This is a genomic window from Marinococcus tarijensis, from assembly GCF_054971385.1.
In genome coordinates this window covers 25,052-49,034 of sequence record NZ_JBQOJA010000002.1, presented here as the reverse complement: position 1 = coordinate 49,034, position 23,983 = coordinate 25,052, and the positions used below count along the sequence as shown (strand labels likewise).

Below are 23,983 nucleotides of genomic sequence, written 5' to 3'. Positions count from 1 at the left end.
CTTCTAATAATGTTCGTCCCGTTCGGACATGATATCTGTAATAGCTCCCGAAATATCCACATTATCGGGTGCGCAGAAAAAGATCTGGCTGCCAACCTTCTGAATATCCCCGCCGATGGCATACACAGTACCGCTTAAAAAATCAACGATACGCCGTCCCTGCTCTCTCGGCACCCGCTGCAGATTAATGATCACTGCTTTCCGGCTGCACAGGTGATCGGCGATATCCTGCACTTCTTCGTAGCTGCGCGGCTCCAAAAGCATCACCTTCGAGGACTTCTGTACACTCTGCAGGCTCACCACATTGTTCGGCGCTGCCCCCTGCCTGTGTTCATACTGGGCATATTGTTCTTCTTCAGAAAGAGGAACCTCCTGTTCGACCACATCGTCGTCCATCTCAAAAAAACGCCGGAACTTCGAACGCAAACTCATCTTCTCCTCTCCTTTTTACACAGAGATACCAGCCGTTTTGTTACTCAACGCCGGATTCTTTTATTCACCTACAAGAGAAGTACCGAGACGAATATGAGTAGCACCTTCTTCAACAGCTACCATATAATCGTTGGACATTCCCATGGACAAATAACCGCAGGGAGCATGCGCCCAGTCTTTTTCCTGTATACGTCTGCGCATCTCATTCATCTGACGAAAAACCGGCCTGGTGTTTTCAGCGTCTTCTTCAAATGGAGCGAGTGTCATTAATCCTACGATCCGAAGGCCGGGAAGTTTCACCAGCGATTCGATAAACGGCTCCACTTCCTCTGGCGGAAGCCCTGCTTTGCTTTCTTCCCCCGAGACATTCACCTGCACAAAGCATTCGGTGACTGTTTCCCCGGAGCGTTTATTGATCTCCTCTGCCAGGCTCCAGCGGTCCAGCGAATGAATATATGCACACTTACCGATAATCTTTTTCGCTTTTTTTGACTGCAGGGTGCCAATAAAATGAATGTCCGCGCGACCGGAAACAGCTTCGTATTTTTCAAGCGCTCCTTCCACACGGTTTTCCCCCAGGTTGGTTATTCCGGCTTCTACCGCCTCCATCGCCCGCTCCGAAGACACGTACTTTGTAACAGCAATGCATGTTACCCCCTCCGGGTCCCGGCCGGATGCTTCACAGGCGAGGCTGATGTTACGCTTTATCACTTTCCAGTTGGATTCCACCGTGTTCAAAGTGCAGCATCCTCCCTGTCTATATAATATAGATATAACTCATCATTCGTCCAGTTTTCCCATTCTCACGACGGTGGGAGAAAAACAGTTTTTCCTCGGCATAAGTACAGTAACCGCTGACAGCAATACGTTCAGGCCGCAGGCCCGCCTTTTCAAGCAGCAGTTTATTGGCTGTTTTTAAATCAAGCGCGTACCTCCCGTTTGCCTTTTGGGCCCAAGGCTCCCCGCCGGAAAAATTCTGTTGATTCTTAAGCGCTGAGAGAACTGCTTCATCCACTTCATAATTAGCTCCGGATATAGCCGGCCCGATGGCCGCATATATTTGTTCAGGCGGAATTCCCTTATCTGCAAAAGCCCGGATCATTCCAGCTCCGATACCAGCTGCAGTTCCTTTCCACCCTGCGTGGGCGAGTCCTGCCACCGCGGCGTTTTCTGCGTAAAAGAACAGAGGAACGCAGTCAGCATAAAAACTGACAAGCGTAACTTCCTTCGACTGGGTAATAATACCGTCAGCTTCTGCCACAGAGGTTCCTCTCTGCTCACTTCCTTTACCGGCGTCACTGCGGCTGACTTCTACGATACGGCTGCCGTGCACCTGTTCCTCGGCAGTCCAGGTAGAAAGAGGCCTCCCGATATGTTCGGCAGTGATCATACGGTTATTTATCGTTATATTCCTGTCCTCCCCTACATGAAAAGCTGTGTTACGGCTCTCGTAGGGAGGCTCTCCCGAACCGTTTATTCTTGTGGTAAAGCCGGCGGCAGCTGCTTTGCTGTTCATTTCCAGCTCGAGAATGCCGTTTGTCAAAAGGTGAAACGGCTCAGGCTTCATGCCATCACGACCTTTCTGCTTATTGATCAATAATGCGGCTTCATATAGATTACGCCAGCCTTAGCGAAGAAAAGCGGGCCGTATCCGGCCCGCTTTTTTTCTATCGCCTGCCCGCGCTTAACGACGGCGCCGGTTGCGCAGAAATGTTGGAATATCGAGTCCTTCATCTTCTTCCTGTCCATCTCTGGACGATTCGTTTTCAGATACAGGCTCTTCCTTCCAATCCTGCTGAGGCGCAGGCTGCTGTGGCTGCTGCGGCGCCTGCTGTCTTGACGGCTGCTGCCGGGAAACAGTCTGGCGTCCTCCGCCTCGCGATCCATGCGCGCTCCGCTGATCTTCACTATCCTGAAACCCTGTAGCAATTACTGTAACTACGATTTCATCTTTCAGGTTCTCGTTAATAACCGAGCCAAAGATCATATTAACATCCGTATCTGACGCTTCAGATACAATCTCAGCTGCTTCGTGCACTTCAAACAGGCTCAGGTTGGAGCCGCCGGTAATGTTCATCAGCACGCCCTGAGCACCCTCTACGGACGTTTCAAGAAGCGGACTTGATATGGCTTTTTTCGCCGCTTCCACAGCACGGTTTTCTCCGGTGGATATACCAATACCCATCAACGCAGATCCTTTTTCGCTCATGATCGTTTTTACGTCGGCAAAGTCGAGGTTGATAAGTCCCGGTACCGCGATCAGGTCACTAATGCCCTGGACGCCCTGGCGAAGAACATTATCCGCTTCACGGAACGCTTCAAGCATCGGTGTGCTTTTATCCACAATTTCAAGCAGACGGTCGTTTGGAATAACAATCAGCGTATCCACTTTTTCCTTTAAAGAGGAAATACCGTTGGAGGACTGCACCGCACGCTTTTTACCTTCAAATGTGAACGGACGTGTAACGACGCCCACGGTCAGTGCCCCAATTTCTTTGGCTACTTCAGCAATAACGGGAGCAGCACCCGTGCCCGTGCCGCCGCCCATACCGGCTGTAATAAATACCATATCGGCGCCGGTCAGCGCTTCTTCGAGCTGCTCTTTGCTTTCTTCTGCAGCTTTTTTACCAATTTCGGGGTTCGCTCCAGCCCCCAGGCCTCTTGTCAGCTTTCCGCCTAATTGAAGCTTTGTTTCTGCTTCTGATAATTTCAGCGCCTGGGCGTCTGTGTTTACCGCAATAAATTCTACTCCCTGTAAACCGTTCTCAATCATACGGTTCACAGCGTTCGAACCGCCACCGCCGACACCGATGACTTTAATCTGGGCTAGCTGGTCCATATCCATTTCAAATTCCAACATATGTGGTCCTCCTATATAGTCGTTTTATCCTTCGTTACTTATTCAAAGAAAGATTTAAATACGCTTCGCATCCGCTCTTTAAATCCAGGCTCCTCCGGATCTTTTTCTTTCGTCCGGTTTTGCTGGCGCGTGCTTGAACCATTGCGGTAATTAGCTTCTCCTGCTGAAGCCGGGCGGTCTGATTCTGCATATTTCTCAGAGCGTCCCGCTGCTACAACGGACTCTTCTCCACTATGAACCTTCATGCTTTTATATGCAAATTCAATCAAGCCGATACTGGCTGTATACGTAGGTTCACGTACGCCGATGTAGTCCGGCATTGCAAGGCGGACATGCTGCTTCCAAATGTCCTGGGCAAGCTCGAGCGTCCCCGGCATCATGACCGCACCTCCGGTTAATACATACCCGCCCGGAAGATCATGATAACCCATGCGGTTGATTTCCTGCTGCACTAATGTAAGAATCTCTTCCATTCTTGGTTCAATAATTTCTGCCAGCTCGAGCTGCGTGAATTTTTTCTGATCATTATTTCCGAGCGTCTGAATGGAAAATGACAAATCATCAGAAGCATCATCAATAAAGGCATGACCATGCTCAAGCTTCAGGCGCTCTGCCTCTTCGGCGGTCGTTCTGATCCCGACGGAAATATCGTTTGATATATGGCTGCCGCCAATTGGAAGAAAAGACATTGTCTGCAGCTGGCCTTCCTGGAATACAGAGACCGTCGTCGAACCGCCGCCAATATCAATTAAGGCTACTCCAAGAGAACGCTCGTCCTTTGAAACCGCTACACTCCCTGAAGCCAACGGCTGAAGTACAATATCTGCAATTTCCAGTCCTGCTCGCTCCACACAGCGTAGTAGGTTATGTAAAGCGGTTTTAGCCCCTGTAATAATAGTGCCTTCCATCTCCAGACGGGTACCGAGCATGCCGCGCGGATCTTTAATTCCATCCATTCCGTCTACAATAAACTGGGCTGGAATAATATCAATAATTTCTCTGTCGGGCGGAATACTCATCACATGTGCCGCATCGATTACTCTCTCTACATCCTCATCCTGAATTTCACGGTCGGTGCTCGATACAGCCACTATTCCGTTACACGCCCGCATTTCCACCTGATTACCATTAATTCCTACAATGACCTGCTTTACTTCTAAATCAACCATTCGTTCCGCCTGGTCCACGGCCTCTTTGATCGCTTTAACCGTTTCATCGATATCGACGATCGCACCTTTTCTCATGCCGATAGACGGCGCCCGGCCGACTCCGATAATTTTTAAGGCGCCACCGCTCATATCTCCGATAATCGCTCGGACAGACGATGTGCCGACATCAAGACTGACATACAAATTTTCACTGTTCAAGGTTGGGCACCCCCTTATAGATCTATTTTCGTTTCGATTTTCTAACTATTGTATCTTTTATATGTCCATACGCACCAGAATTTTTCCGGTTGCGCTTCCATTAATAATATACGGCAGTATTTTCGCTTGGGTTAAGAAAAATACGCCTTCTTTTCAGTCTACAACAACTATCTTCAATGGAAAAGGCAATTTTCAAACAATATTCATTCTTTTATTGTCCAGCTCCATTGGCGTTATCGTTTTCTTCTGTGTCAGAGGTTCCGTTTTCTGCCCCTTCAGGAGCGTTATTTCCTTCAATGAAGCTTTCCTCCGGCACTTCCTGCGTTCCTTCATTTTCTTCCCCGGAGCCTTCTTCCGGCTCTGCTGCTTCAAAATACGGCGCCCTCATCATATAAAGCACCCCGTTTTGGCTGGCATCAATATTTCTTGCAATGGATGGATACGAGCTCATATACTCCGAGAATCCGGAAACAGAACTGCGGACCTCAAGACCGTCGTTCATGTAAAGAGTGATATTATCCTCTTCATTTTCAGAAGGATCGAAATATACTTCTGAAATCCGGTTGGTCACCCCTTCACCTAATTTACCAAGTTCCTCTGAGAACGCTTCAAGTCTTTCTTCTTTTTCAAAATTCTGCAGAAGCGGCGCATCTGCCGGAAGTTCGCTGCTTACGTTATCTGTAAGCTCATAGCCGTTTTCAAGCACCGGGGCATAAGCACCTTCAACCTGCGTATAAGCAACTTTTTCATACTCAGTAACCTCAATGTTTACCGTCGCCGGCCAGGATCTCGTCACTTCTGCTTCCTGAATTTCCGGCAGCTTCTCTACATTATTCTTAATCACGTTTCTGTCCATTTCCCAGATATTTGTTCCGATCTGGGCCCCGCTTTCTTCTTTAACAACCTGTTTTTCTGTGAATTGGGCTCCGCTCGTTTCAATACTGCGGATATGACTTAACGGAGATTGAAAATAAATAACCAGTCCGATTAATACAAAAAATACAGCCAGATAGATAAACAGCCGGCGCCGCGATTTTTGTCGGCGCTGCTCCTTTAAACTGGGGTGATGCTCTTCGAGTGAGACCAGTTTGCCATCATTTGGCTTTCTCACACCGCAGTCCTCCTCTGTTTCCCCGCTTATCAGCTGTCGGCTGATCTTTTGTTTACAATTTCCACTTCGGTCTCAAGCTCAATGCCGTAAGCTTCTTTCACGGAGGAACGGGCTTTTTCAATTAATGCCAGTACATCAGATGCTTTGGCTTCCCCTGTGTTAACAATAAAGTTTGCATGAAGCTCTGAGATCTGCGCACCGCCAATCACGTGACCTTTTAACCCGAGGTTTTCTATAAGCTCACCGGCATGGTCAGGCAGAGGATTCCGGAAGACACTGCCTGCGCAGGGATGAGCCCACGGCTGCGTCTCCCTTCTGTACTCTTTGTATTCCTGCATTTCTTTAAAGATGACGTCTTTTTCCCCCTGCTCAAGCCTGAGCCTGGCAGCAACACATATGCCTTTATCCGACTGGAGTCTGGAGATGCGGTAGGCAAATCCCATTTCTTCGTTAGGAATCCACTCCATTGTTCCATCCGGAAATAAAATTAACGCTTCTATCAATACCTTTGACATGTCAGAGCCGTGGGCGCCTGCATTCATAAATACTGCTCCGCCGACACTCCCCGGAATGCCCCCGGCAAACTCCATGCCCCCGTATCCGTCCCGGCTTAAAATCGTAGCGAGCCGGACTAATGGATAGCCCGCTTCCACTGTGACTATACCGTTATCGTTTTCCATATTGGCAAGCTTCGTGCCAAATTTTATTACTACGCCTTCAATCCCCTCATCATCCACCAGCAGATTTGATCCACGGCCGACGGCACGCCATGGAAGATTTTCTTCCTGAATCCATTTCATGACGTTTTCCAGCTCTTCCACGCTTGTCGGCTCAACCAGCCAGTCCGCCGGCCCGCCGATTTTCCAAGTCGTATGCTTCGCCAGTGGTTCATCCTTCAGCACTTTGCCAAAGTCTTCGAAATTCCATGCTGATTCCGCCTCTTGTCCCATACGATCCCCTCCTGTTTATTCATTTGTTTATTTCAGGCTCCTGGATTTCATTACATTTTTTGTTTGTTTTTGGGTAATTTCTTTTTAAAGAATGCATCATTCGATCCATTCCTGAAACCACCTTTTAAAGGTAGCTTCAGGAGTGGAGCAAAACTGCACCCCATATCATTTATACTTTTCTACATATTCCATAAACGTCCGGCCCCGTTCTTCAAATGTCCGGAACTGATCCCAGCTTGCACAGGCAGGAGAGAGCAGCAGCACATCCCCGCTTTCAGAAAGCTGAAAGCCTTTGTCTACAGCATCCGCCAAAAATTCTGTGCGGTGGATTTCATTCACTCCTGCTTCCTGAGCAGATGCCGCCAGTTTGTCCCGCGTCTCGCCGTAAGCAACGATGGCTTTAATTTTCCGAAAAGACTCGATCAAATCATCGAAGGTGTTACCGCGGTCAAGCCCTCCGGCCAAAAGCACCACCGGCTCTTCAAAGGCTTCGATCGCCTTTTGGGTGGAAAGCATGTTTGTCGCTTTTGAATCATTATAAATTTTGCGCCCGTTCACAATCCCGCTGAATTGAAGCCGGTGCTCGATGCCGTGGAAGCCGGATAATGCCAAATCGATGGCTTTGTTGGATGCACCAAGTACTTTAGCTGCAGCAATCGCTGCCAGCATATTTTCCTTGTTATGTGCTCCGGGAAGAGAGGCACGCTCGACAGCCATCACCGGCTCTGTTTTATAATAAAACATACCTTCCTTAATGTAGGCGCCGTTTTCGCAGACAGACTCTGTGGAAAATGGCACAAGTGCGGCGCCTGAGCCTTCAGCAATTTTTTTCACCTCTTTTTGATCATAATTGTAGACTGCAGTATCTTCTGCGGTCATGTTTTGAAAGAGCTTTGCTTTTGAGTGCTCGTAGTCGTTTCGCGATCCATGGTAATCCAGATGGGCATCGAAAAGGTTTAACAGCACCCCAACCTTCGGGCGGAACTGGCGTGTCCCTTTCAGCTGAAAGCTCGAAACCTCTGTAACCATGATCTGGTCTTTTTTAATCTGGGGAGCTACTTCACATGCCACATTTCCAATATTACCAGCCACAGCGGCTTCTCTGTGGTCATTTTTGAAAATGGACTGGATCAATGAGGTAGTGGTGGTTTTACCGTTCGAGCCGGTAATGGCCATCATCGTCCCTTCACACAGTTTTGCGGCAAGCTCAATTTCCGTAATAATATTAAATTGTTCTTCCAGGGCTTTTTTGATAAAAGGATGGTGGTAGGGAATACCCGGATTTTTAACAATGAGCGAAAACGGTTCTTCGAGCAGGGAGACCGGATGGCTTCCTGTAATCAGCCGAATGCCAAGATTCTCAAGCTCCTGAATCTTTGTATCTCCTTCTTCCGCTTCCGTTCCGTCATTCACGGTCACCTCCGCTCCAGAACGGTGCATCAGCTTCGCTGCCGCTAATCCACTTTTAGCCAAACCTACGATAAGCACTTTTTTCCCTTTATACTCTTCTAAGCGATCCATTATAAAAACACCTCTAATGCGACCCCGGACAGCCCGGCGGCGGCTCCTACCACCCAAAAAGCAGTAACGACCTGCCACTCCGACCAGCCTGACAGTTCAAAATGGTGATGAACCGGGCTCATTTTAAATACTTTTTTCCCTCTTAATTTGTAAGAAATCACCTGAATAATGACGCTCAGCGTCTCCAAAACAAATACCAGGCCGATCACAATCAGCGTCAGTTCAGTTTTCGTTAAAATAGCTACAGCAGCAATTGCGCCCCCGAGCGCCAGGGAGCCGGTATCTCCCATGAAAATCTTCGCCGGGTATTTATTGAAGATTAAAAAGCCGAGCAGGCTGCCCACCACTGCAAAGGCAAACAGCCCAACATCCATATACCCGAGCGAAAAAGCGACCAGGGCATAAGCGGCAAACGCCATCGTTCCCGTCCCGGCCAGCAGTCCATCCAGGCCGTCCGTCAAATTCACCGCGTTGGAAGCGCCGACAAGCATAACAATGATAAGAAAGAAGTACGCCCATCCGAATTCGAGTGACCATTCGGTTCCCGGCACGGCTACACTCGTGTCAAACGTGCCATTATACAACACAATAAAAAAGATAAATGCAATAACGATCTGGCCAATCAGCTTTTGGATACTCGTAAGGCCAAGATTTCGTTTCATGACAATTTTAATGAAATCGTCCAAAAACCCAAGTATTCCGAAGCCTACTGTTACAAGCAGGAGCAGCCATATTTCCGTTGTATAGCCGACAAAAAGCGGCAGTACGATGAGAGCAGTAATCAAAAGGCCGGCAATAATCATTACGCCTCCCATTGTTGGCGTACCGCCTTTTTTCTGATGCGATTCCGGCCCCGTTTCCCGGATACTCTGACCGAATTTCAGCCTCTTCAAGGCTGGAATAAGAACCGGTGCTGAAACCGCACATATAATAAATGAAACTATCGTTACTATTAAAGCTGCAAAACCCATCAAGGGAGCTCCTTTCAGTATGAAACACTAAGCCTGTTTATTATTTTTTTTCCTGACCGCCTCTTTTGCCACTTCGCGGTCATCGAATTCCAACGTTTGATCCCCTATTACCTGGTACGTCTCGTGGCCTTTGCCTGCAACAAGCACTGTGTCCCCGGCCTCTGCAAGGAATACGGCACGCTCAATCGCCTTCCGGCGGTCCTCAATAATTTCGTATTTTTCACCAGTAAATCCTGCTTCCATCTGCTCCAATATTTTGGCCGGGTCTTCCGAGCGCGGGTTGTCGGAGGTGAGAATCACCAGATCGCTGAACTTTTCTGCTGCAGCTGCCATTTTTGGCCTTTTTTCTTTGTCTCTGTCTCCGCCGCATCCTACCACAGTGTAGAGACGTCCTTCGGTCATATCAAAGGCTGTTTGAGCTACATTTTCCAACCCGCCCGGAGTATGGGCGTAATCAACGACAATGGTGCTTTTCTGCCCTGCTTCTACAGCTTCAAATCTACCGCTTACGACCGGAGCATTTTTCAGGCCGTCAACGATGCTAGTGACAGAAACGTTTTCTGCAATGCAGGCAGTAATGGCTGCGAGCGCATTGTATACATTGAATCTTCCAAGCAGCGGATACTCCACCTCCGTGCTTCCCCAAGGGGTATTCAGCGTAAATGAAGTTTTGCCGCCGGTGGTTTTTATGTTTTCGGCGTAGATATCGTTATGGTCACTGATCCCATAAGTGAGTACCGGGGCTGTCGTTACGGCCTGAAAGTAATCGCAGGCTTCGTCGTCTCCGTTTAAAACCGCAGTGCCCAGCTCTCCTGCAAAGCTGTTGCCCAGCTGGGAAAACAGGAGGCTTTTAGCGTTCCTGTAGCTTTCCATCGATCCGTGATAGTCCAGATGATCCTGTGACAGGTTCGTAAAGACTGCTGTACGGAACTGGACGCCTCTTACGCGCCCCATCTGCAGCGCGTGAGACGAAACCTCCATCACACAGCTTTTCACTTCTTTATCCCGCATATCTGCAAACAGCTGCTGCAGCTCCAGGGATTCGGGCGTGGTGTTATTGGTCTTTACGGATTCATTTCCGATTTTTGCATACATAGTGCCGATTAAGCCTGTCTTTGTCTGCTCCTCGTTCAGGATAGATTCAACTAAATGGCTGGTGGTGGTTTTACCATTTGTACCGGTAATACCGATTATGCGGACATCCTTTGTGGGATGCTCGTAGAAATGATCCGCTGCGTAGGCCATTACCTTCTGCGTATCCTTCACGATCCACACAGGAACTTCAACGTCCACGTGCCGTTCGGCTATCACAGCCGCCGCTCCGTTCCTTACTGCGTCGGCGGCAAAATCATGACCGTCTACCTGGGTTCCTTCAATACAAAAAAACAGACCATTTGGGGTCACCCCCCTGGAATCCATATGTAAGCTTTCTATTTCTTTGTCTTCGCGCTCAAGCCGCACCATTATACTTGGGATGATGTCTGTAATATATTTCATTTCCGTGCCTCTTTTCTATCCGGAGCAAGTGTTTACCACTAATTATAGAAAAAATGTGTTTCGTCCTTCCCGGCTGTCTTTTAATGAACATGCACGCAGAGAACTATGTTCATTCTCTGCGTACACCTCACTCATTCTAATGTGAACGATAAAACATGTCATGGGCCAATCGTCATTAATTTTCTACCGGTGCTTCACTTTCTTCTGGCTGCTCTTCGCCAGAGCTTTCCTGCGTTTCATTTTCCTGGGTTTCATTTTCCTGAGGTTCAGATTCCTCTGTTTCAGCCTCTTCCGGACGTGCTTCCCCATTTTCATTTTCCGTGCTATTTTCTTCCGTTTCCTCCTGCTCTGCCTGAGCTTCCTGCAATTCGTCCGGAGCCACCAGTTCGACTTCCATATTGCCGGCAGCACTAACGGCTGTGCCGGGGTCTACCGACTGGGAGCTGACATAGCCGGAGCCGCTGGTGTCTATATCGATTTCAAGCAGCGCCTCGAGCCGCTGGATTTCCCGCAGGGACCATCCGCTGACATCAGGAATACTTTTTTGTCCATTGGTAAGGAAGATCACTTTTTCACCTACGATCAGCCGTTCCGTGTTTGTAGGAATCTGACTTTCCACCTGATTGCCGCTGCCAATTATCACTGGCTCCAGCCCCGCATTCTTAGCGGCGTTTTCAGCTTTATTTACTGACTTCCCGGTATAGTCTTCAAACTCGATACCTGACTCTTCATAGGCTTCTGTATCCTCAACATCTGATGGGGTAAGATTCATGTATGAAAGGCTCTGCTGCATCACCGGATTAAAAATAGCGCTCACGGCATCAGAGCCTGTTTCTGTCGGCTCAAGCTCCGGCCGGTCCACGACTACGTAGACAATAATTTCCGGCTCATCCACCGGCGCCATACCGATGAAAGAAAAGATATTCTGGTTTTCCCCGCTCAGATAGCCTCCCCCCTCGGGGTCAGAGATCTGAGCCGTTCCTGTTTTCCCTGCCACTTCCACGCCGTCAATCTGATAAGGAGCACCTGTGCCGTTTTCTCCTTCAATAACGGTTTGCAGCTTTTCTCTTGTCTGACGGGCGGCTTTCTTACTAATCGGCGTGCCGGCCGACTTTGGCTCGGACTGGTACGTCGTTTCATTGTTATTCGGATTTTCAATACGGTCGATGACGTAAGGCTGCATCATTTTCCCGTCATTGGCAATCGCTGTAGCCCCCTGAATCATTTGAATAGGGGTGACCGTGGAAGCCTGGCCAAACGCAGTTATGCCTACGTTTAAAGGCGTTTCTTCTGCTAACGCTCCGTCCGCTTCATTCGGGAGGTCAATACCGGTTTCCTGACCGAATCCGAATTTCTCCAGGTAATCAAATAAAGCTCCCTCCGGCAGGATTTCCAGAGCTATTCTCATAAATGCTACGTTTGAGGAACGACGGAGGCCTTCGTTATACGTGATTTCTCCCCAGCCTTCTCCGTTGTTGTGATCCCGGATGGTTTCCCCGGAGACTTCATAGGTACCGGATTCATAAGTATCCTTACCTTCATATACTCCTTCGTCGATTGCAGCAGCCAGAGTAAACATTTTAATCGTCGACCCGGGTTCAAACTGGTCGGAAACCGCATAGTTGGTATAGTTTTCAATTTCTTCATATTCATTCGGATTGAAGCTCGGCCGGTTGCTCATTCCTAGAATTTCCCCGCTGTCTGCGTCAGCCACAATACCCATCATTTTGTTCGGGCTGTAGCTTTCTTCCACCTCAGACATCGACTGCTCGAGCACGCTTTGAATATTTCCGTCCAGGGTCAGATAAACGTCTTCCCCGTCCTTGGCCGTGTTCGTTGTAGTTTCCTCTTCATCAAGTAGAGCGTTTTCCTCAGACTCTGTTCTTGTCCCGTCTTCGCCGGTTAATTCTTCATTCAAGCCGGCTTCAAGTCCCATCTGTGCCTCTGACATATCCCGGTTCGTGTAGCCAAGCACATGGCTTGCAAACGTCTGATTCGGGTAATAGCGGCTCGGCTCCTCTCGAAAATGGATGCCTGCCAGATCAAGCTGTTCGATTTCTTCTCTTTCAGACAGTGTTAAATATTTGCTGCCGGAGCCAAGCTCCACCTGGTACTGGTCACGTTCGAGCATGTCCTCGAGTTCTGCCGCTTCCATTCCGATCAGCGGTCCAAGCTCTTTAGCTACCCTGCCCGGGTTTTTCACATGGTCATCGTAGGATTCATCAAGGACGGCATACACAGAATAGGAAGGCACCTGTTCTGCCAGCGGCTCCCCCTGCTTGTCGTAAATAGTGCCCCGTTTTGCCTCCACGGTCTCGGTCGACGTATACCTTGAGTCTGCCATACTTGCAAGGTCATTGCCCTCTACTGATTTCCCCACCTGGATATACACCATGCGGCCGGTGAAAGCGAGGAAAAAAACAGCTACAGCAATAACCAATAAAAGCGCCCGTACTTTCGTACTTTTCAATTTCTTCATGCTGAGAACGTTCACCACCTGAATTTTTACATGTAACGGGGCGTAGGTTAACTTGCAAGAAGGGAGCAGTACTACCGCGTTTCCACGGATTCCCCTCCCTTCTGCATCAGTTCTGTTCTGTTCCGTTTACGACTTGAATATTTTCATCCTTCATTTCCATACCCAGTTCATTTTTAGCGTAGTCCATGATACGCTCCGGTGAACTAAGTTCAGCCACCTGCAGCTCAAGGTTTTGATTCACCTGCTGCTGCTCCTGAATCTGCGTTGCAGTCTGGTCCATCTGCTGTTCCTGGGCGTGTATCGTAGCAAAGTTCGATACGATAAAAAAGGATGCGATTAAAACCCCTATTATGACGGCCGTCATAATCAGTTTTTCACCCTTTGTAATACCACCACGAACATGGTACTGGACTTTTTTATGTACTATTTGTTTGTCTTCCTGCTGGCGTTTAATCTGCTGTGCCAAATTCTCCATTATTGTTTCCCCTCCTCGCGTTTTTCGATGATTCGAAGCTTCGCGGAAGCCGCCCTTGGATTTTGCGTCAGTTCATCTTCTGATGGCAGGATCGGTTTCTTTGTCACCAGGTTAAAATCTGGTTCTGCTTCATCGGGCACGACCGGGAGTCCCTTCGGAAGCGGGGGTGGAGAACTTTTCTGTTTAAACAACTTTTTACAAATTCTGTCTTCTAACGAATGAAATGTTATTACGCACAATCTTCCGCCCGGCGCTAACATTGTCAGCGCATCGTCGAGCGCTTCTTTGAACACATCAAGTTCATTATTTACAGCAATTCGCAAAGCCTGAAAAGTCCGCTTCGCCGGATGACCGCCTTTTCTCCTGGCCGGTGCAGGTATTGCACTTTTGATGATTTCCACTAGTTCTTCGGTCGTTTCAATACGGTGATCTTCACGCGCTTTTTCGATTTTTCTGGCAATCTGCTTTGAAAAACGTTCTTCTCCGTATTCCGAAAGGATCTGCCAGATTTCCTGAAACGGTGCTTCATTGACGATGTGCGCTGCTGTACGATCCTGCCTGTGCCTGTCCATTCTCATATCAAGAGGAGCATTGTAGCGGTAGCTGAATCCTCTCTCCGGACGATCAAACTGCGGCGATGATACTCCAAGATCGAATAATATCCCGTTTACCTGCCCGGCTTGAAGCTCAAGCAGTTCTTCCTTTAAAAACTGGAAATTGCTATGTACGATCCTGAAGTTTTCCCCATGAGCACGAAGCCGCTGCTGGGCATGCTCAATCGCTTCCTCATCCTGGTCAAAGGCGATTAAAAAACCTTCAGCAGACAGCTGTTTCATAATTTCTTCACTGTGTCCGCCGCCGCCGAGGGTACAATCAACATACACACCGTGCGGCTGAATGTTTAGTCCCTGGACTGCTGCTTCCTTCAATACGGTTTCATGCTCAAATTGTGGCGGCACTTCTATTCCTCCGGCAAAAACGTGTTTGATGCTGCTTTAAAAATCCAAATCGGCCATGTTCTCTGCAATATCTGGAAATACTTCTTCTGATTCTGCGTAATATTCGTCCCATTTGTGTTTATCCCATATTTCTACTCGGCTGCTTACCCCGATGATCATACATTCTTTTTTTAATTCTGCATATTGGCGGAGGGTGGTAGGAATCATCGAACGTCCCTGCTTATCAAGTTCACATTCAGATGCTCCTGAAAAGAAAAAACGGGTGAATGCCCTTGCGTCTTTTTTTGTGAAAGGCAAAGCTTTTAATTTGGTTTCAATTCGTTCCCATTCGTCATATGGATAAACAAACAAGCATCCATCCAGACCACGGGTAACGACGAAAGAATCTCCCAGCTTCTCCCGAAAACGGGAAGGTATAATAATTCTTCCTTTATCGTCCATATTATGTTGATATTCTCCCATAAACATATGGACCCAACCTTTCACCACTCCATACATTTAAGTTACCACATTCCCCCACTTTGTACCACTTTTTCCGGAAAATTTTTTTGACAAAAAAAACTTCCCGCTATTTCGGGAAGCTTTCAGCCGGATATCGTATAAATCAGCACGAAGATGCTACAGTAATATAATATTCTGCCGGCCGCTTTTCCACTCTGTTCCAGCTAAAACCTGTGATGGAAGACAGCCGCCGAATTCATTCAGCATAAACAAAATGTTCACCTGCCGTTCCGCCGGCTCCCGGCGCGGGTAGAGCTGACCGATAATCAATTCGAGCCGCCGCAAATGAACCTGAACGGTACGCTCCTGTTCCGCATCCAGCCGGTCGCCTAGATAACGGACTTCTTTTTCAATCCTCCGCCAGTTCTCTTCTGCAAAACTTTCCTGTGAAGGAAACTGCCGAATCCATTCGTCGGCAAGAGCGGCATGCGCTTCTTTCATTTCTTCCATTACCTGTGCCGCTTTGGCTTTCCCGTCCACTTCAAGGGCAGCATGCTTCACCTCCTGAAGCTTTTGTTCGAGTACCGGTAAATTCAGCAGCTCCCTGAAGGGAATGTGTTCTTTTTCAGCGGCCTGCTGTACCTGCCGGGTGGCGTAATGTATTTCCATACGCTTTTGCACCACTGGCACCCGCAGGCCCAGTGCTTCAAACAACGGCTTCAAAAGAGACCAGTACTGCATTTCCCCCGGGCCTGCCACGAAATGAAGAACCGGAAGCATCTGCTCCTGCATCAGCGGCCGGGTCACTACATCAGTACTGAAACGAAAGGGGGCGTGTACTGCTTCTTCCAGTAACTCCCCCGTTTCCATTGTTTCTCCTGATCTCCGGCTCCGCCAGGCCCCGCCTTTATATTCAAGCAGGTGCCGCACATGATTTATATGATAAAACAGGTGGCCGCTGTCAAAATTAATGCCTTTGACATCCCCATAGCCCGCTGCCGCTCTTTCAGCTGAGCCCTGGTAAACAGCTTCATTTATTTTTTCCGGCACAGAGAGCAGGCTTTGAAACAATGGCGCTCCCAGTTCTCTCCATTCCGGCTGCTGCGGATCCATCATGATGAGATCCGTATCTTTAAACAGCCAGCGCATCATTTCCGCGAAAAACTGGGACCAGGATGCTGAACCATGCACCAGCACATTCACTTCGTTTCTTAATTCATTTGTAAGCGGAGTCTCCCGAAGCTTTGAAAAGGCTTCCTCCACAAATGCTTCCGCTTCCTCTGGATCAAACGGCTGTTCTGAAACAGGTACGTTCGGCAGAAAATTACCCTCAAATCTCGTTTTACCGAGATGTCCTTCGACCGGAAAATTGACATGGTTTACTTCCTCCCAGTCATGGTCCTCGCCCGCGATCCAAAACAAAGGAAGCACTGGGCGCTCCAGCCTCTTTTGTTCTTGCTCTGCCAGCTTAATTACCGATACAGCCTTCGATATAACCATAGACGGGCCGGTAAGCATACCGGCCTGCTGGCCGCCGGCTACAATGACGGCTTCTTCTTTTTCAAGTTTTTCGAGGGCTGCAACCGCCCTTTCCCCGTAGTGCAGGCTGTCATTATACTTCTGCAGAAGCTGCTTTAAACGCTGGCGTTCAAAAGACCGGCCGTCTAAATAACGAAGCCGGTCCTGCACCCCCTGTGTATCCCCAGCGTAATGAAAGAGCTGCCTGGCACTGGGTTCTCCCCTTTGATAGTCATGCAAAAAATGATTGTTATCTATTGGTTGATCGTACAGCACTTTCATATCAAACTACCATCCTTTATACCTTGCTCCGTTCTATGCCGTGAACTGCAGATACACCCAGTATCCGGCCAACAGGAGATACCCTGCCGTAAATATAAAAAAGCTGCATCTCCATATGCCCTTCAGCACCCGGAAAAATTCCAGCTCCTCCCGGGAATGATAATGAATGATGGATATCACCACGGCACTGGCCAGAATCACTAAATAAATAACCCACAGGTAGGATTCGTTCCACAGCTCACTTGACCATCTGTGCACCGAAGCGATGAATAACAATGTAGTGGAATCACAGGCAGCCCGGAAGGCGTATGTTTTTCTTTTCGTTAATTTTGCCGTGACCAGATAGGCTATGTACCAAAAAGCCGGCGGAAAGGCCAGAGCTGCTTCCATTAACCATCCATATATCTGCTGTAGCATATTTGTCACTTTCCCTCATCCAGTTTGCTCGCATTTTCTTAACTCTATCACATTAAACACCAAGGTTATTGATGAATTTTAGATGTCTCAAGCATTTTAGCATATCTCTGCTCTCCGGACTAGTAGCATTGAACGATCAGGAACACCGACTTTTCACTTTTCGATTTAAAACGTTTTCGTGTATAATGAAGTTGGAAGTTATTAGTGAAGGAGGCCAATCGCATGAGTGGAATAGAAGTTGTACCATTACTCATAAACTACAAGACATTAGAAGAATTTCAAAACTTTAAAGAAGTTGGCGCTCAGGAGCTTTCCATGCAGGAAGAGCTCGAAGAAAACATTATGGAAAACGACAGCCGTTCTCCATTTTACGGCATTTATTTTGGAGACCGGCTCGTTGCACGTATGTGTTTATATACAATTACCGGCAAATACGACCGCTTCTTTGATCCTCCCCAGGACTATCTTGAGCTTTGGAAACTCGAAGTACTCGAGCCTTACCGGGGACGCGGTTTTGGAGAGGAGCTTGTCAACTATGCAAAAAGCTTTGAACTGCCGGTGAAAACCAATGCACGCCAGCGTTCGGATGATTTCTGGCTGAAAATGGGCTTTGAACCCGCAGAATACAACCCGGTCAGAGACCGTGGTGAAAATCCATACGTGTGGTATCCAAAAGGGGTACAGCCGCAAAAAGCAGAAGAATTAACTGCCGAACCACCTCTTTCCGATACCGACTCGTAATATCCCATTCTCCAGTGCTTATATAAAAAAAGCAGGAAGCCGCCTCCGGCTCCCTGCTTTTTTATTACTTTTCTACAACTGTTTCGCCTTTGTAAGAACCGCAATTTCTGCACACGCGGTGAGATAGTTTCTGCTCTCCGCATTGTTCACATTCTACCATACCTGGTACTGCTACTTTATGATGAGCTCTGCGCATACGTTTACGGGTCTTAGAAGTACGTCTAAAAGGTACTGCCATGATTCCCACCTCCTTATAAGATAAAGATTATTTCAACCAGTGAATGATTTTGGATCAGCTGGAGCCTTTATCGAAATACTTCGATAAATCAGCCATTCTCGGATCAACTTTAGGAGCTTCCTGCTCCCGTTCCTTTATTAATTCATCCTCCGAGATTACCCGCCAGTCGTCTCCGCTCTGAGGAGCAAGCGGCTCACCGTCCCCCTCTTTCGCGAAGACTCTGAACGGCATTTCCAGGAAAATGTTTTCTTTAATATATGGGAGAAGATCAACAAAACCATCTTCTGGCTCGTGTTCATTAACGTTTTCTTCGTCCGCCGGCATTCCATCCAGCCGAAATGCTTCAAACATTTCCACATCAAACGGATGATGGACGTCCGCGAGCGTGCGCGCACATGGAAGTATCATCGTCCCTGTTAACCGCAGATGTACATGAAAGGTTTCTTCAACGATTGTCCCTTCGCCCTGCACATGCACAGCACTGATATCCCTTAACTCTTTATCGCGTTCAATCATTTCTGAAACATCTGCTTCATCTTCGATGCTAAACGCCTGTTCATGCTTCTTTGAAAGTAACTGCTGGATACCCCATTTCATCGGATCCACCTCCAGACAACAAGAGTAATTATATCCATCGTAACGTTCTTTGTCAACATTTTTTCTTTACAGTAAACCCTTTTGAACTCTCGAAAAACATCGTATCATGAATAAAGAAACGTGAAAAGCGATATCTCCCGAAATACCCTACTTGAAAGGCGGACTTATAATGAATGTTCTAGGAGTGGTTGTCGAATACAATCCTTTTCATAATGGACACCTGTATCACCTCGAACAGGCTGCGGTCCAGAGTAAGGCCGAGGTGACCGTATGTATTATGAGCGGCCCTTTTCTACAAAGGGGTGAACCTGCTCTCGTTCCTAAAAGGGAACGGGCGGAAATGGCGATCTCAAGTGGAGCTGACCTTGTTATCGAGCTTCCTTATATATTTGCCTGCCAGCATGCTGACATATTTGCTGCCGGGGCTGTTTCCATCTGCAGAGAGCTCGGTATTACCGATTTAAACTTCGGCAGCGAGCACGGAGAAGCCGCTCCATTTATAAAGCTTGTCGATTTTCTTTACGCGCACCGGGACCATTTTGATGAACGCGTCCGCTTTCATATTCAGGGAGGATGCAGCTATGCTAAAGCTAACGAACTGGCCTACAGGGACTTAGAGGCTCCGGGCTCCCTGCCGGACTTAAGCCAGCCAAACAATATTCTCGGCTTCCATTATACAAAAGCCGCAGCACAGGCTTACCCGGAGCTCCGGATCGACACCGTCAAACGAAAGGGCGCTTCCTATCACGATATTTCTCCACAGGATTCGTCTATCGCAAGTGCTACCAGCCTCCGGCAGATGCTCCATCGCGGGGAGGATATCAGTTCATTTATTCCCGAAGCCTCCAGGCGCATTCTTACCCGGCTCCCGCGCCTGCGGTTTTGGGAGGATTATTTTGCTGTTCTGCAGGCCAAGGTGGTAGCTGCCTCCGACACAGAGCTTGCCTCCCACTATGATATGTCAGAAGGCCTTCATAACCGCATGAAGCGGCTGATGAAGGAAGCAGCCGCTTTCGAACAATGGCTGCACCTCGTAAAAACAAAGCGTTATACTTTGACACGCCTTCAGCGCACCGCTGTGCATGTATTAACCGGCCTCACAAAAGATGAAGCCTCTGCCGCCTCTGACGGCCAAAATGTTGATCACATCCGGGTGCTGGGCATGAACGAGCAGGGAAGATTCTATTTAAACCAGGCAAAAAAACATATATCCGTTCCTCTTTATACGAAAATGAGCAGTAAAAAAACACCGCAGCTGGCCATCGGCGAACGGGCTGATAATGCTTATGCGCTTTTACTTCCGCCTGCTGAAAGGCAGAAAGAATGGCGGAAGGATTACGACCTCCCGCCCCTGCTGCTTTTCTAAGGTTTGCTTTCAGCTACTTTCAAATCGTTTTTTAGGTAGTTTAAGGCTTCGTCAAGTGTCTCCACTGGTACGATTTCCATATCTGACCCGATACTTTCCGCCGTCTGTCTGGCAATTTCATAATTGGAGGGAGACGCCATGTCTGACGCAGGCGCAAAAAAGACATCTATATCTTCTTTATCCGCCGCAACAATTTTTTTATCTATTCCGCCAATCGGGCCGACACCCCCCTGCTCATCAATAGTGCCGGTACCGGCAATTTTTTCGCCGCCTGTAAGATCTTCTTCTGTGAGCTGATTGTATACTTCAAGCGCAAACATCAGACCCGCAGAAGGCCCTCCAATAGAACCTGCGTCGATCGTAACCCCGGGATCAAGCGAAACGGTCCTTTCCGTATAGGGGTACAATATTCCAAGACCGGAGTTTTCCTCCTCCCCGGTCGAAGCCGGAAACGATTCCACTGCAACCTCTGCCTCCATCTGCCTGTTATTACGCTGAAAAGTGATGGTTGCTTTATCACCTGTTTCCACATTTGCAATCTCACTGTTTAATTCCTCAAGCGTCTGGATATCCGTGCCATTGACCGCCTGGATCAGGTCGCCCTCCTCCAGCTTTTCTGCCGCGTCCATTCCTTCGATAAAGTCCGAAGCCCTTACTCCTCGGTATTCTACATTGACAGTCTTCCCGGCCGCTTCATACGCTGCTATTTCTGCAGACTCCTGGGAGCTCTCCATTACCTGACGCTGGCGTTCAAAAAATTCCTCATCACTTTCATCTTCGAATTGATAGGAATTCTTTGGAGAAAGCTCGCGGTAAGGAGAAAATACTGACCATAAAGCAAGTGCCGGTGTAGCACCCTGTTGAAAAACAGTCGTTAAATACATTTCACCGGATTCCTCTGCCCCCTGCTCCACTTCGACTACCGGGGAGAGGCTGGCTGCCGAACCTGGCTGTATATAATAGTACGGGAGAGGCACCTGGGTTAATATAAGCACCACAGCTGCTATGACAGCTGCAGTAATAATCCTCCGCATTTTCCTGCTTCCGGTGCGATACATGTTCTTCATCCTTTATAAACAATTATTATTCATCATACGAAGGATGGAAGGGAAATTGCAATGAATCGGGCTTCTACCCCCGGTTTTTCTTCTCAAACTGCTTTTTGAGCGCATCTTCCACGTGCGCAGGCACAAGCCCGGATACATCTGCACCGTATTCCGCCACTTCCTTTACAATACTCGAGCTGAGATAAGAGTACTGGTGATTTGTCATCATAAAAAATGTTTCCACGCCGGGCTCGAGCTTTCTGTTTATTGACGCTGCCTGCATTTCATATTCAAAATCAGACACTGCCCGGAGGCCTCTTACGATCGTATCGGCCTTTATTTCTTTTACATAATCCACTAAAAGCCCGTGAAAAGCATCCACTTCCACCCCTGGCATATGCTTGACTGATTCTTCTATCAGCTTCACCCGCTGGTCAATGGAAAAGAACGGCTCTTTTTTCCGGTTATGCAGTACTGCCACTACCACATGATCAAATACATTGTACGCCCGTTCGATAATATCCAGATGGCCGTTGGTAACCGGGTCAAAGCTTCCTGGATAAATTGCTTTATTCGCCATTGTTAGCGCCTCCTGTCAGCTGCAATATTGTAAGTGTGGTATCACCGTAATTTTTTTCTGCGAATACAGACAGACGTCCGTCAAACGCTGCCGATTTTGCGGTGGCATGCTCCCATATAAGCATGCCGTTTTCTTTTAGCATAGAGCAGTCCAGTACCTTTTTCACCAGCTGACCTGCTTTTTCTTCTGCGTAAGGAGGATCAAAAAAAATCAAATCGAACTGCCGCCCCCGGGCCTCGAGACGTTCCAGGGCTTTAGATGCTTCTGAACGGTAAACCTCTGTCCGGGCACCAAGCGCAAAAGCGTCAATATTGGCCCGGATGGTCCTGACCGCATTCTGGGCTTTGTCGACAAAAACAGCTGAACTGCAGCCTCTGCTGAGCGCCTCAATTCCGAGGTTCCCGGTTCCGGCGAACAGATCGAGGACCGTTTCCTCCTCAGAAAAAAAAGGGCCCAGCTTATGAAACAATGCCTCTTTTACTTTATCTGACGTCGGCCTTGTGCCGGTTCCCGGCACAGCTTTCAGCCTTCGTCCTTTAAGTTCCCCTGCTATCACTCTCATACGTTTCGCCTCACTCTACGATTCTGTGCGCTGCGCCAGCTTCGGAATCACTTTTGTATACATGACAAAGACAGCAGCCCCCAATATGGCGGCGCTGATTAAAAACAAACCGCGCATACCAAGAGCGGCGCTGATCAGCCCTCCAGCAGCCGGTCCAAGCATGTTTCCAAGAAACAAAAAGCTGTTGGAAAATCCGTATGCCCTGCTTTCCATCCCCTGTGGGGACAGCTGGCGTATTAGCGTGTTAGCGGCCGGCAAAAGGCCGCCGAGACACAAACCAACAAAAAAACGTGCAGCAATCAGCTGCCAAAGGTTTGTTACGAAGGCCTGCGGTATAGAAAGAAGCACTGCGCCGATTAATGAACCGAACAGCACATATTGCGCTCCTTTCGTATCGCTGAGTTTACCAAGCTTTGGCGAAGCAAGCATGTTCGCCACCCCCAGGGAGGCTACAGCCAGACCAGCGTAAAAAGCATTTTCCTCTCTGCCGCTCAGCTCGCCAACAAATACGGAAATGAGCGGGTTCACTCCGATCAGCGCGAACTGCACAAGAAAAATAACAGTATACAGAGGGATCATAGGCTGTACGCCTGCAATCCTTTTGAAATCATCACTCGTTTTCGTTTTCTCCGCCTGCTCCGGCTTCTCGAAATCTTCCTTCACTAAAAACAAAACGGCCACCGCTGCCACGGCGATGCCGAGTCCGGTAATATTAAATATAGCCCGGAAGCCAAACGCGTCTGCCAGCAGGCCGCCGATCAGCGGACCACAGATCGTCCCTGCCACCGTGCCCGACTGCAGCATACCGAGCGCACGTCCCGCATACTCCTTCGGTGTGTTCGTGGACACGAGCGCAATCGAAGCCGGAATAAAACCGCTGATGGTCCCGTTCAGCATCCTCAGAAAAAACAAACTCCACGGACCGGTGGCAAATCCCATCAGCACCATTACGATCGCCATACCGAAGCCGGAACGAAGCACCATCAGCTTCCGGCCCTGTCTGTCTGCAATTTTACCCCAGAGCGGGGCAAATAAAAAAGCCGTTAAAAAATTGACGCCAAAAATAACACCTGACCAGATACTTATCTGCCCAGGGTCTGTCACTCCAAGCTCCTGCAGATACAGCGGCAGGAATGGAACGATCATCGTCATGGCTGCCATTACGAAAAATTGGGCTGCCATTAATATATATAAATTTTTTCTCCATCTTACCATGAGGGAGGTCCCTTCTTTCTGCCTCCCTTATTATAAAACAGCGTTTCCCTTCGGACAATAAAAGGTGGCTTATTTATATCCCTATGCTGTCATCCTGCGGTTGGCTTTCTTTTTCGACCTTGTGGTATTCTAGCGGAATAAATGGTTTTTCCGAACGTTCCACCCTTTCCACAAAACCGAGATTTCCAATTTGACTCATAGCCGTATCCACATTTTCCTGATCCACATATATTACCGCGTATTTCATTTGTTTGGAAACGTAGTGCACTAATCCGTACTTTCTCAGCTGTCTCGCCTGTTTGACAGATTTAATCCAAACGGCTATGCCAATTCTCGGCTGATGCATGAAAGCACATCC

The 23,983-nt window shown here is 48.3% G+C and carries 25 protein-coding genes; 2 read left to right on the top strand and 23 right to left on the bottom strand.

Annotation, left to right across the window (positions count from 1 at the left end; genetic code table 11):
* Nucleotides 1–3 precede the first annotated feature (3 nt).
* The 16 genes from ACTTK7_RS01450 to ACTTK7_RS01375 form a co-directional block, all read right to left on the bottom strand.
* Nucleotides 4–432, bottom strand: coding sequence for a cell division protein SepF (locus tag ACTTK7_RS01450; protein ID WP_462865228.1), 429 nt, complete (start codon nt 430–432; stop codon nt 4–6).
* A 60-nt stretch (nt 433–492) separates the two neighbouring features.
* Nucleotides 493–1,170: a YggS family pyridoxal phosphate-dependent enzyme gene (locus ACTTK7_RS01445; protein WP_462865226.1), complete on the bottom strand. Its 678-nt coding sequence runs from the start codon at nt 1,168–1,170 to the stop codon at nt 493–495.
* Between the two features lie 19 nt (nt 1,171–1,189).
* Complete coding sequence (gene pgeF, locus ACTTK7_RS01440; protein WP_462865224.1) at nt 1,190–2,029, bottom strand: peptidoglycan editing factor PgeF; 840 nt, start codon at nt 2,027–2,029, stop codon at nt 1,190–1,192.
* A gap of 87 nt (nt 2,030–2,116) precedes the next feature.
* Nucleotides 2,117–3,292 carry a cell division protein FtsZ gene (gene ftsZ / locus ACTTK7_RS01435; RefSeq protein WP_462865222.1) on the bottom strand — a complete coding sequence of 392 codons (1,176 nt, stop codon included), beginning with the start codon at nt 3,290–3,292 and terminating at the stop codon, nt 2,117–2,119.
* A 38-nt stretch (nt 3,293–3,330) separates the two neighbouring features.
* Nucleotides 3,331–4,659: a cell division protein FtsA gene (gene ftsA / locus ACTTK7_RS01430; RefSeq protein WP_091610215.1), complete on the bottom strand. Its 1,329-nt coding sequence runs from the start codon at nt 4,657–4,659 to the stop codon at nt 3,331–3,333.
* A gap of 211 nt (nt 4,660–4,870) precedes the next feature.
* The gene (locus ACTTK7_RS01425) at nt 4,871–5,770 is read right to left on the bottom strand and encodes a cell division protein FtsQ/DivIB (protein ID WP_462865220.1); all 900 of its coding nucleotides are present in this window, start codon (nt 5,768–5,770) and stop codon (nt 4,871–4,873) included.
* 29 nt (nt 5,771–5,799) lie between these two features.
* A complete protein-coding gene (gene murB, locus ACTTK7_RS01420; protein ID WP_462865218.1) occupies nt 5,800–6,720 on the bottom strand; it encodes a UDP-N-acetylmuramate dehydrogenase in 921 nt (306 codons plus the stop codon).
* Nucleotides 6,721–6,885: 165 nt separating this feature from the next.
* Nucleotides 6,886–8,241 carry a UDP-N-acetylmuramoyl-L-alanine--D-glutamate ligase gene (murD, locus tag ACTTK7_RS01415; protein WP_462865216.1) on the bottom strand — a complete coding sequence of 452 codons (1,356 nt, stop codon included), beginning with the start codon at nt 8,239–8,241 and terminating at the stop codon, nt 6,886–6,888.
* Nucleotides 8,241–9,215 (bottom strand): phospho-N-acetylmuramoyl-pentapeptide-transferase, encoded by a 975-nt coding sequence (mraY, locus tag ACTTK7_RS01410; protein WP_462865214.1) that lies wholly within the window; start codon nt 9,213–9,215, stop codon nt 8,241–8,243. The genes murD and mraY overlap by 1 nt, the downstream gene beginning before the upstream one ends.
* Before the next feature lie 24 nt (nt 9,216–9,239).
* Nucleotides 9,240–10,709 (bottom strand): UDP-N-acetylmuramoyl-L-alanyl-D-glutamate--2,6-diaminopimelate ligase, encoded by a 1,470-nt coding sequence (locus tag ACTTK7_RS01405; protein WP_462865212.1) that lies wholly within the window; start codon nt 10,707–10,709, stop codon nt 9,240–9,242.
* 175 nt (nt 10,710–10,884) lie between these two features.
* A complete protein-coding gene (locus ACTTK7_RS01400) occupies nt 10,885–13,188 on the bottom strand; it encodes a penicillin-binding protein (protein ID WP_462865210.1) in 2,304 nt (767 codons plus the stop codon).
* A 106-nt stretch (nt 13,189–13,294) separates the two neighbouring features.
* Nucleotides 13,295–13,663, bottom strand: a complete 369-nt coding sequence (gene ftsL, locus ACTTK7_RS01395; protein WP_462865209.1) for a cell division protein FtsL — start codon at nt 13,661–13,663, stop codon at nt 13,295–13,297.
* Nucleotides 13,663–14,622, bottom strand: a complete 960-nt coding sequence (gene rsmH / locus ACTTK7_RS01390) for a 16S rRNA (cytosine(1402)-N(4))-methyltransferase RsmH (RefSeq protein ID WP_462865208.1) — start codon at nt 14,620–14,622, stop codon at nt 13,663–13,665. The genes ftsL and rsmH overlap by 1 nt, the downstream gene beginning before the upstream one ends.
* Nucleotides 14,623–14,658: 36 nt before the next feature.
* Nucleotides 14,659–15,090 carry a division/cell wall cluster transcriptional repressor MraZ gene (mraZ, locus tag ACTTK7_RS01385; protein WP_022792688.1) on the bottom strand — a complete coding sequence of 144 codons (432 nt, stop codon included), beginning with the start codon at nt 15,088–15,090 and terminating at the stop codon, nt 14,659–14,661.
* 150 nt (nt 15,091–15,240) lie between these two features.
* A complete protein-coding gene (gene bshC / locus ACTTK7_RS01380; protein WP_462865206.1) occupies nt 15,241–16,863 on the bottom strand; it encodes a bacillithiol biosynthesis cysteine-adding enzyme BshC in 1,623 nt (540 codons plus the stop codon).
* Between the two features lie 33 nt (nt 16,864–16,896).
* Complete coding sequence (locus ACTTK7_RS01375) at nt 16,897–17,280, bottom strand: DUF3397 domain-containing protein (protein ID WP_462865407.1); 384 nt, start codon at nt 17,278–17,280, stop codon at nt 16,897–16,899.
* 222 nt (nt 17,281–17,502) lie between these two features.
* On the opposite strand from ACTTK7_RS01375, the gene ACTTK7_RS01370 reads away from it, so the two are divergent.
* Entirely contained in the window at nt 17,503–18,021 is a 519-nt protein-coding gene (locus tag ACTTK7_RS01370; protein WP_462865205.1) for an N-acetyltransferase, read from the top strand.
* A gap of 64 nt (nt 18,022–18,085) precedes the next feature.
* Here the strand turns inward: ACTTK7_RS01370 and rpmF are convergent, their stop codons facing one another.
* Both rpmF and ACTTK7_RS01360 read right to left on the bottom strand, forming a co-directional pair.
* Nucleotides 18,086–18,259, bottom strand: a complete 174-nt coding sequence (gene rpmF / locus ACTTK7_RS01365) for a 50S ribosomal protein L32 (protein WP_322524592.1) — start codon at nt 18,257–18,259, stop codon at nt 18,086–18,088.
* 54 nt (nt 18,260–18,313) lie between these two features.
* Nucleotides 18,314–18,856: a YceD family protein gene (locus ACTTK7_RS01360; protein WP_462865203.1), complete on the bottom strand. Its 543-nt coding sequence runs from the start codon at nt 18,854–18,856 to the stop codon at nt 18,314–18,316.
* A gap of 169 nt (nt 18,857–19,025) precedes the next feature.
* Here ACTTK7_RS01360 and ACTTK7_RS01355 point away from each other — a divergent pair, with 169 nt between their 5' ends.
* Nucleotides 19,026–20,222, top strand: coding sequence for a nucleotidyltransferase (locus ACTTK7_RS01355; RefSeq protein WP_462865201.1), 1,197 nt, complete (start codon nt 19,026–19,028; stop codon nt 20,220–20,222).
* On the opposite strand, the gene ACTTK7_RS01350 is transcribed toward ACTTK7_RS01355, so the two are convergent.
* From ACTTK7_RS01350 to ACTTK7_RS01330, 5 genes are all read right to left on the bottom strand, one after another.
* Nucleotides 20,219–21,280: a SepM family pheromone-processing serine protease gene (locus ACTTK7_RS01350; protein ID WP_462865199.1), complete on the bottom strand. Its 1,062-nt coding sequence runs from the start codon at nt 21,278–21,280 to the stop codon at nt 20,219–20,221. The two genes, ACTTK7_RS01355 and ACTTK7_RS01350, sit on opposite strands and share 4 nt — an antisense overlap.
* A 73-nt stretch (nt 21,281–21,353) precedes the next feature.
* The gene (gene coaD / locus ACTTK7_RS01345) at nt 21,354–21,848 is read right to left on the bottom strand and encodes a pantetheine-phosphate adenylyltransferase (RefSeq protein ID WP_462865198.1); all 495 of its coding nucleotides are present in this window, start codon (nt 21,846–21,848) and stop codon (nt 21,354–21,356) included.
* Entirely contained in the window at nt 21,838–22,410 is a 573-nt protein-coding gene (rsmD, locus tag ACTTK7_RS01340; protein ID WP_462865197.1) for a 16S rRNA (guanine(966)-N(2))-methyltransferase RsmD, read from the bottom strand. Before rsmD ends, coaD begins: the two co-directional genes overlap by 11 nt.
* Before the next feature lie 15 nt (nt 22,411–22,425).
* Entirely contained in the window at nt 22,426–23,625 is a 1,200-nt protein-coding gene (locus ACTTK7_RS01335; RefSeq protein WP_091610183.1) for an MFS transporter, read from the bottom strand.
* Between the two features lie 73 nt (nt 23,626–23,698).
* Nucleotides 23,699–23,971 (bottom strand): YlbG family protein, encoded by a 273-nt coding sequence (locus ACTTK7_RS01330; protein ID WP_462865195.1) that lies wholly within the window; start codon nt 23,969–23,971, stop codon nt 23,699–23,701.
* Nucleotides 23,972–23,983 lie beyond the last annotated feature (12 nt).

Coding starts and splice junctions, on each gene's coding strand:
- ACTTK7_RS01450 (WP_462865228.1), bottom strand. CDS start 432: ATGAGTTTGCGTTCGAAGTTCCGGCGTTTTTTTGAGATGGACGACGAT.
- ftsZ (WP_462865222.1), bottom strand. CDS start 3,292: ATGTTGGAATTTGAAATGGATATGGACCAGCTAGCCCAGATTAAAGTC.
- murB (WP_462865218.1), bottom strand. CDS start 6,720: ATGGGACAAGAGGCGGAATCAGCATGGAATTTCGAAGACTTTGGCAAA.
- murD (WP_462865216.1), bottom strand. CDS start 8,241: ATGGATCGCTTAGAAGAGTATAAAGGGAAAAAAGTGCTTATCGTAGGT.
- ACTTK7_RS01405 (WP_462865212.1), bottom strand. CDS start 10,709: ATGAAATATATTACAGACATCATCCCAAGTATAATGGTGCGGCTTGAG.
- ACTTK7_RS01400 (WP_462865210.1), bottom strand. CDS start 13,188: ATGAAGAAATTGAAAAGTACGAAAGTACGGGCGCTTTTATTGGTTATT.
- ftsL (WP_462865209.1), bottom strand. CDS start 13,663: ATGGAGAATTTGGCACAGCAGATTAAACGCCAGCAGGAAGACAAACAA.
- mraZ (WP_022792688.1), bottom strand. CDS start 15,090: ATGTTTATGGGAGAATATCAACATAATATGGACGATAAAGGAAGAATT.
- bshC (WP_462865206.1), bottom strand. CDS start 16,863: ATGAAAGTGCTGTACGATCAACCAATAGATAACAATCATTTTTTGCAT.
- ACTTK7_RS01375 (WP_462865407.1), bottom strand. CDS start 17,280: ATGCTACAGCAGATATATGGATGGTTAATGGAAGCAGCTCTGGCCTTT.
- ACTTK7_RS01370 (WP_462865205.1), top strand. CDS start 17,503: ATGAGTGGAATAGAAGTTGTACCATTACTCATAAACTACAAGACATTA.
- rpmF (WP_322524592.1), bottom strand. CDS start 18,259: ATGGCAGTACCTTTTAGACGTACTTCTAAGACCCGTAAACGTATGCGC.
- ACTTK7_RS01360 (WP_462865203.1), bottom strand. CDS start 18,856: ATGAAATGGGGTATCCAGCAGTTACTTTCAAAGAAGCATGAACAGGCG.
- ACTTK7_RS01355 (WP_462865201.1), top strand. CDS start 19,026: ATGAATGTTCTAGGAGTGGTTGTCGAATACAATCCTTTTCATAATGGA.
- ACTTK7_RS01350 (WP_462865199.1), bottom strand. CDS start 21,280: ATGTATCGCACCGGAAGCAGGAAAATGCGGAGGATTATTACTGCAGCT.
- coaD (WP_462865198.1), bottom strand. CDS start 21,848: ATGGCGAATAAAGCAATTTATCCAGGAAGCTTTGACCCGGTTACCAAC.
- rsmD (WP_462865197.1), bottom strand. CDS start 22,410: ATGAGAGTGATAGCAGGGGAACTTAAAGGACGAAGGCTGAAAGCTGTG.
- ACTTK7_RS01335 (WP_091610183.1), bottom strand. CDS start 23,625: ATGGTAAGATGGAGAAAAAATTTATATATATTAATGGCAGCCCAATTT.
- ACTTK7_RS01330 (WP_462865195.1), bottom strand. CDS start 23,971: ATGCATCAGCCGAGAATTGGCATAGCCGTTTGGATTAAATCTGTCAAA.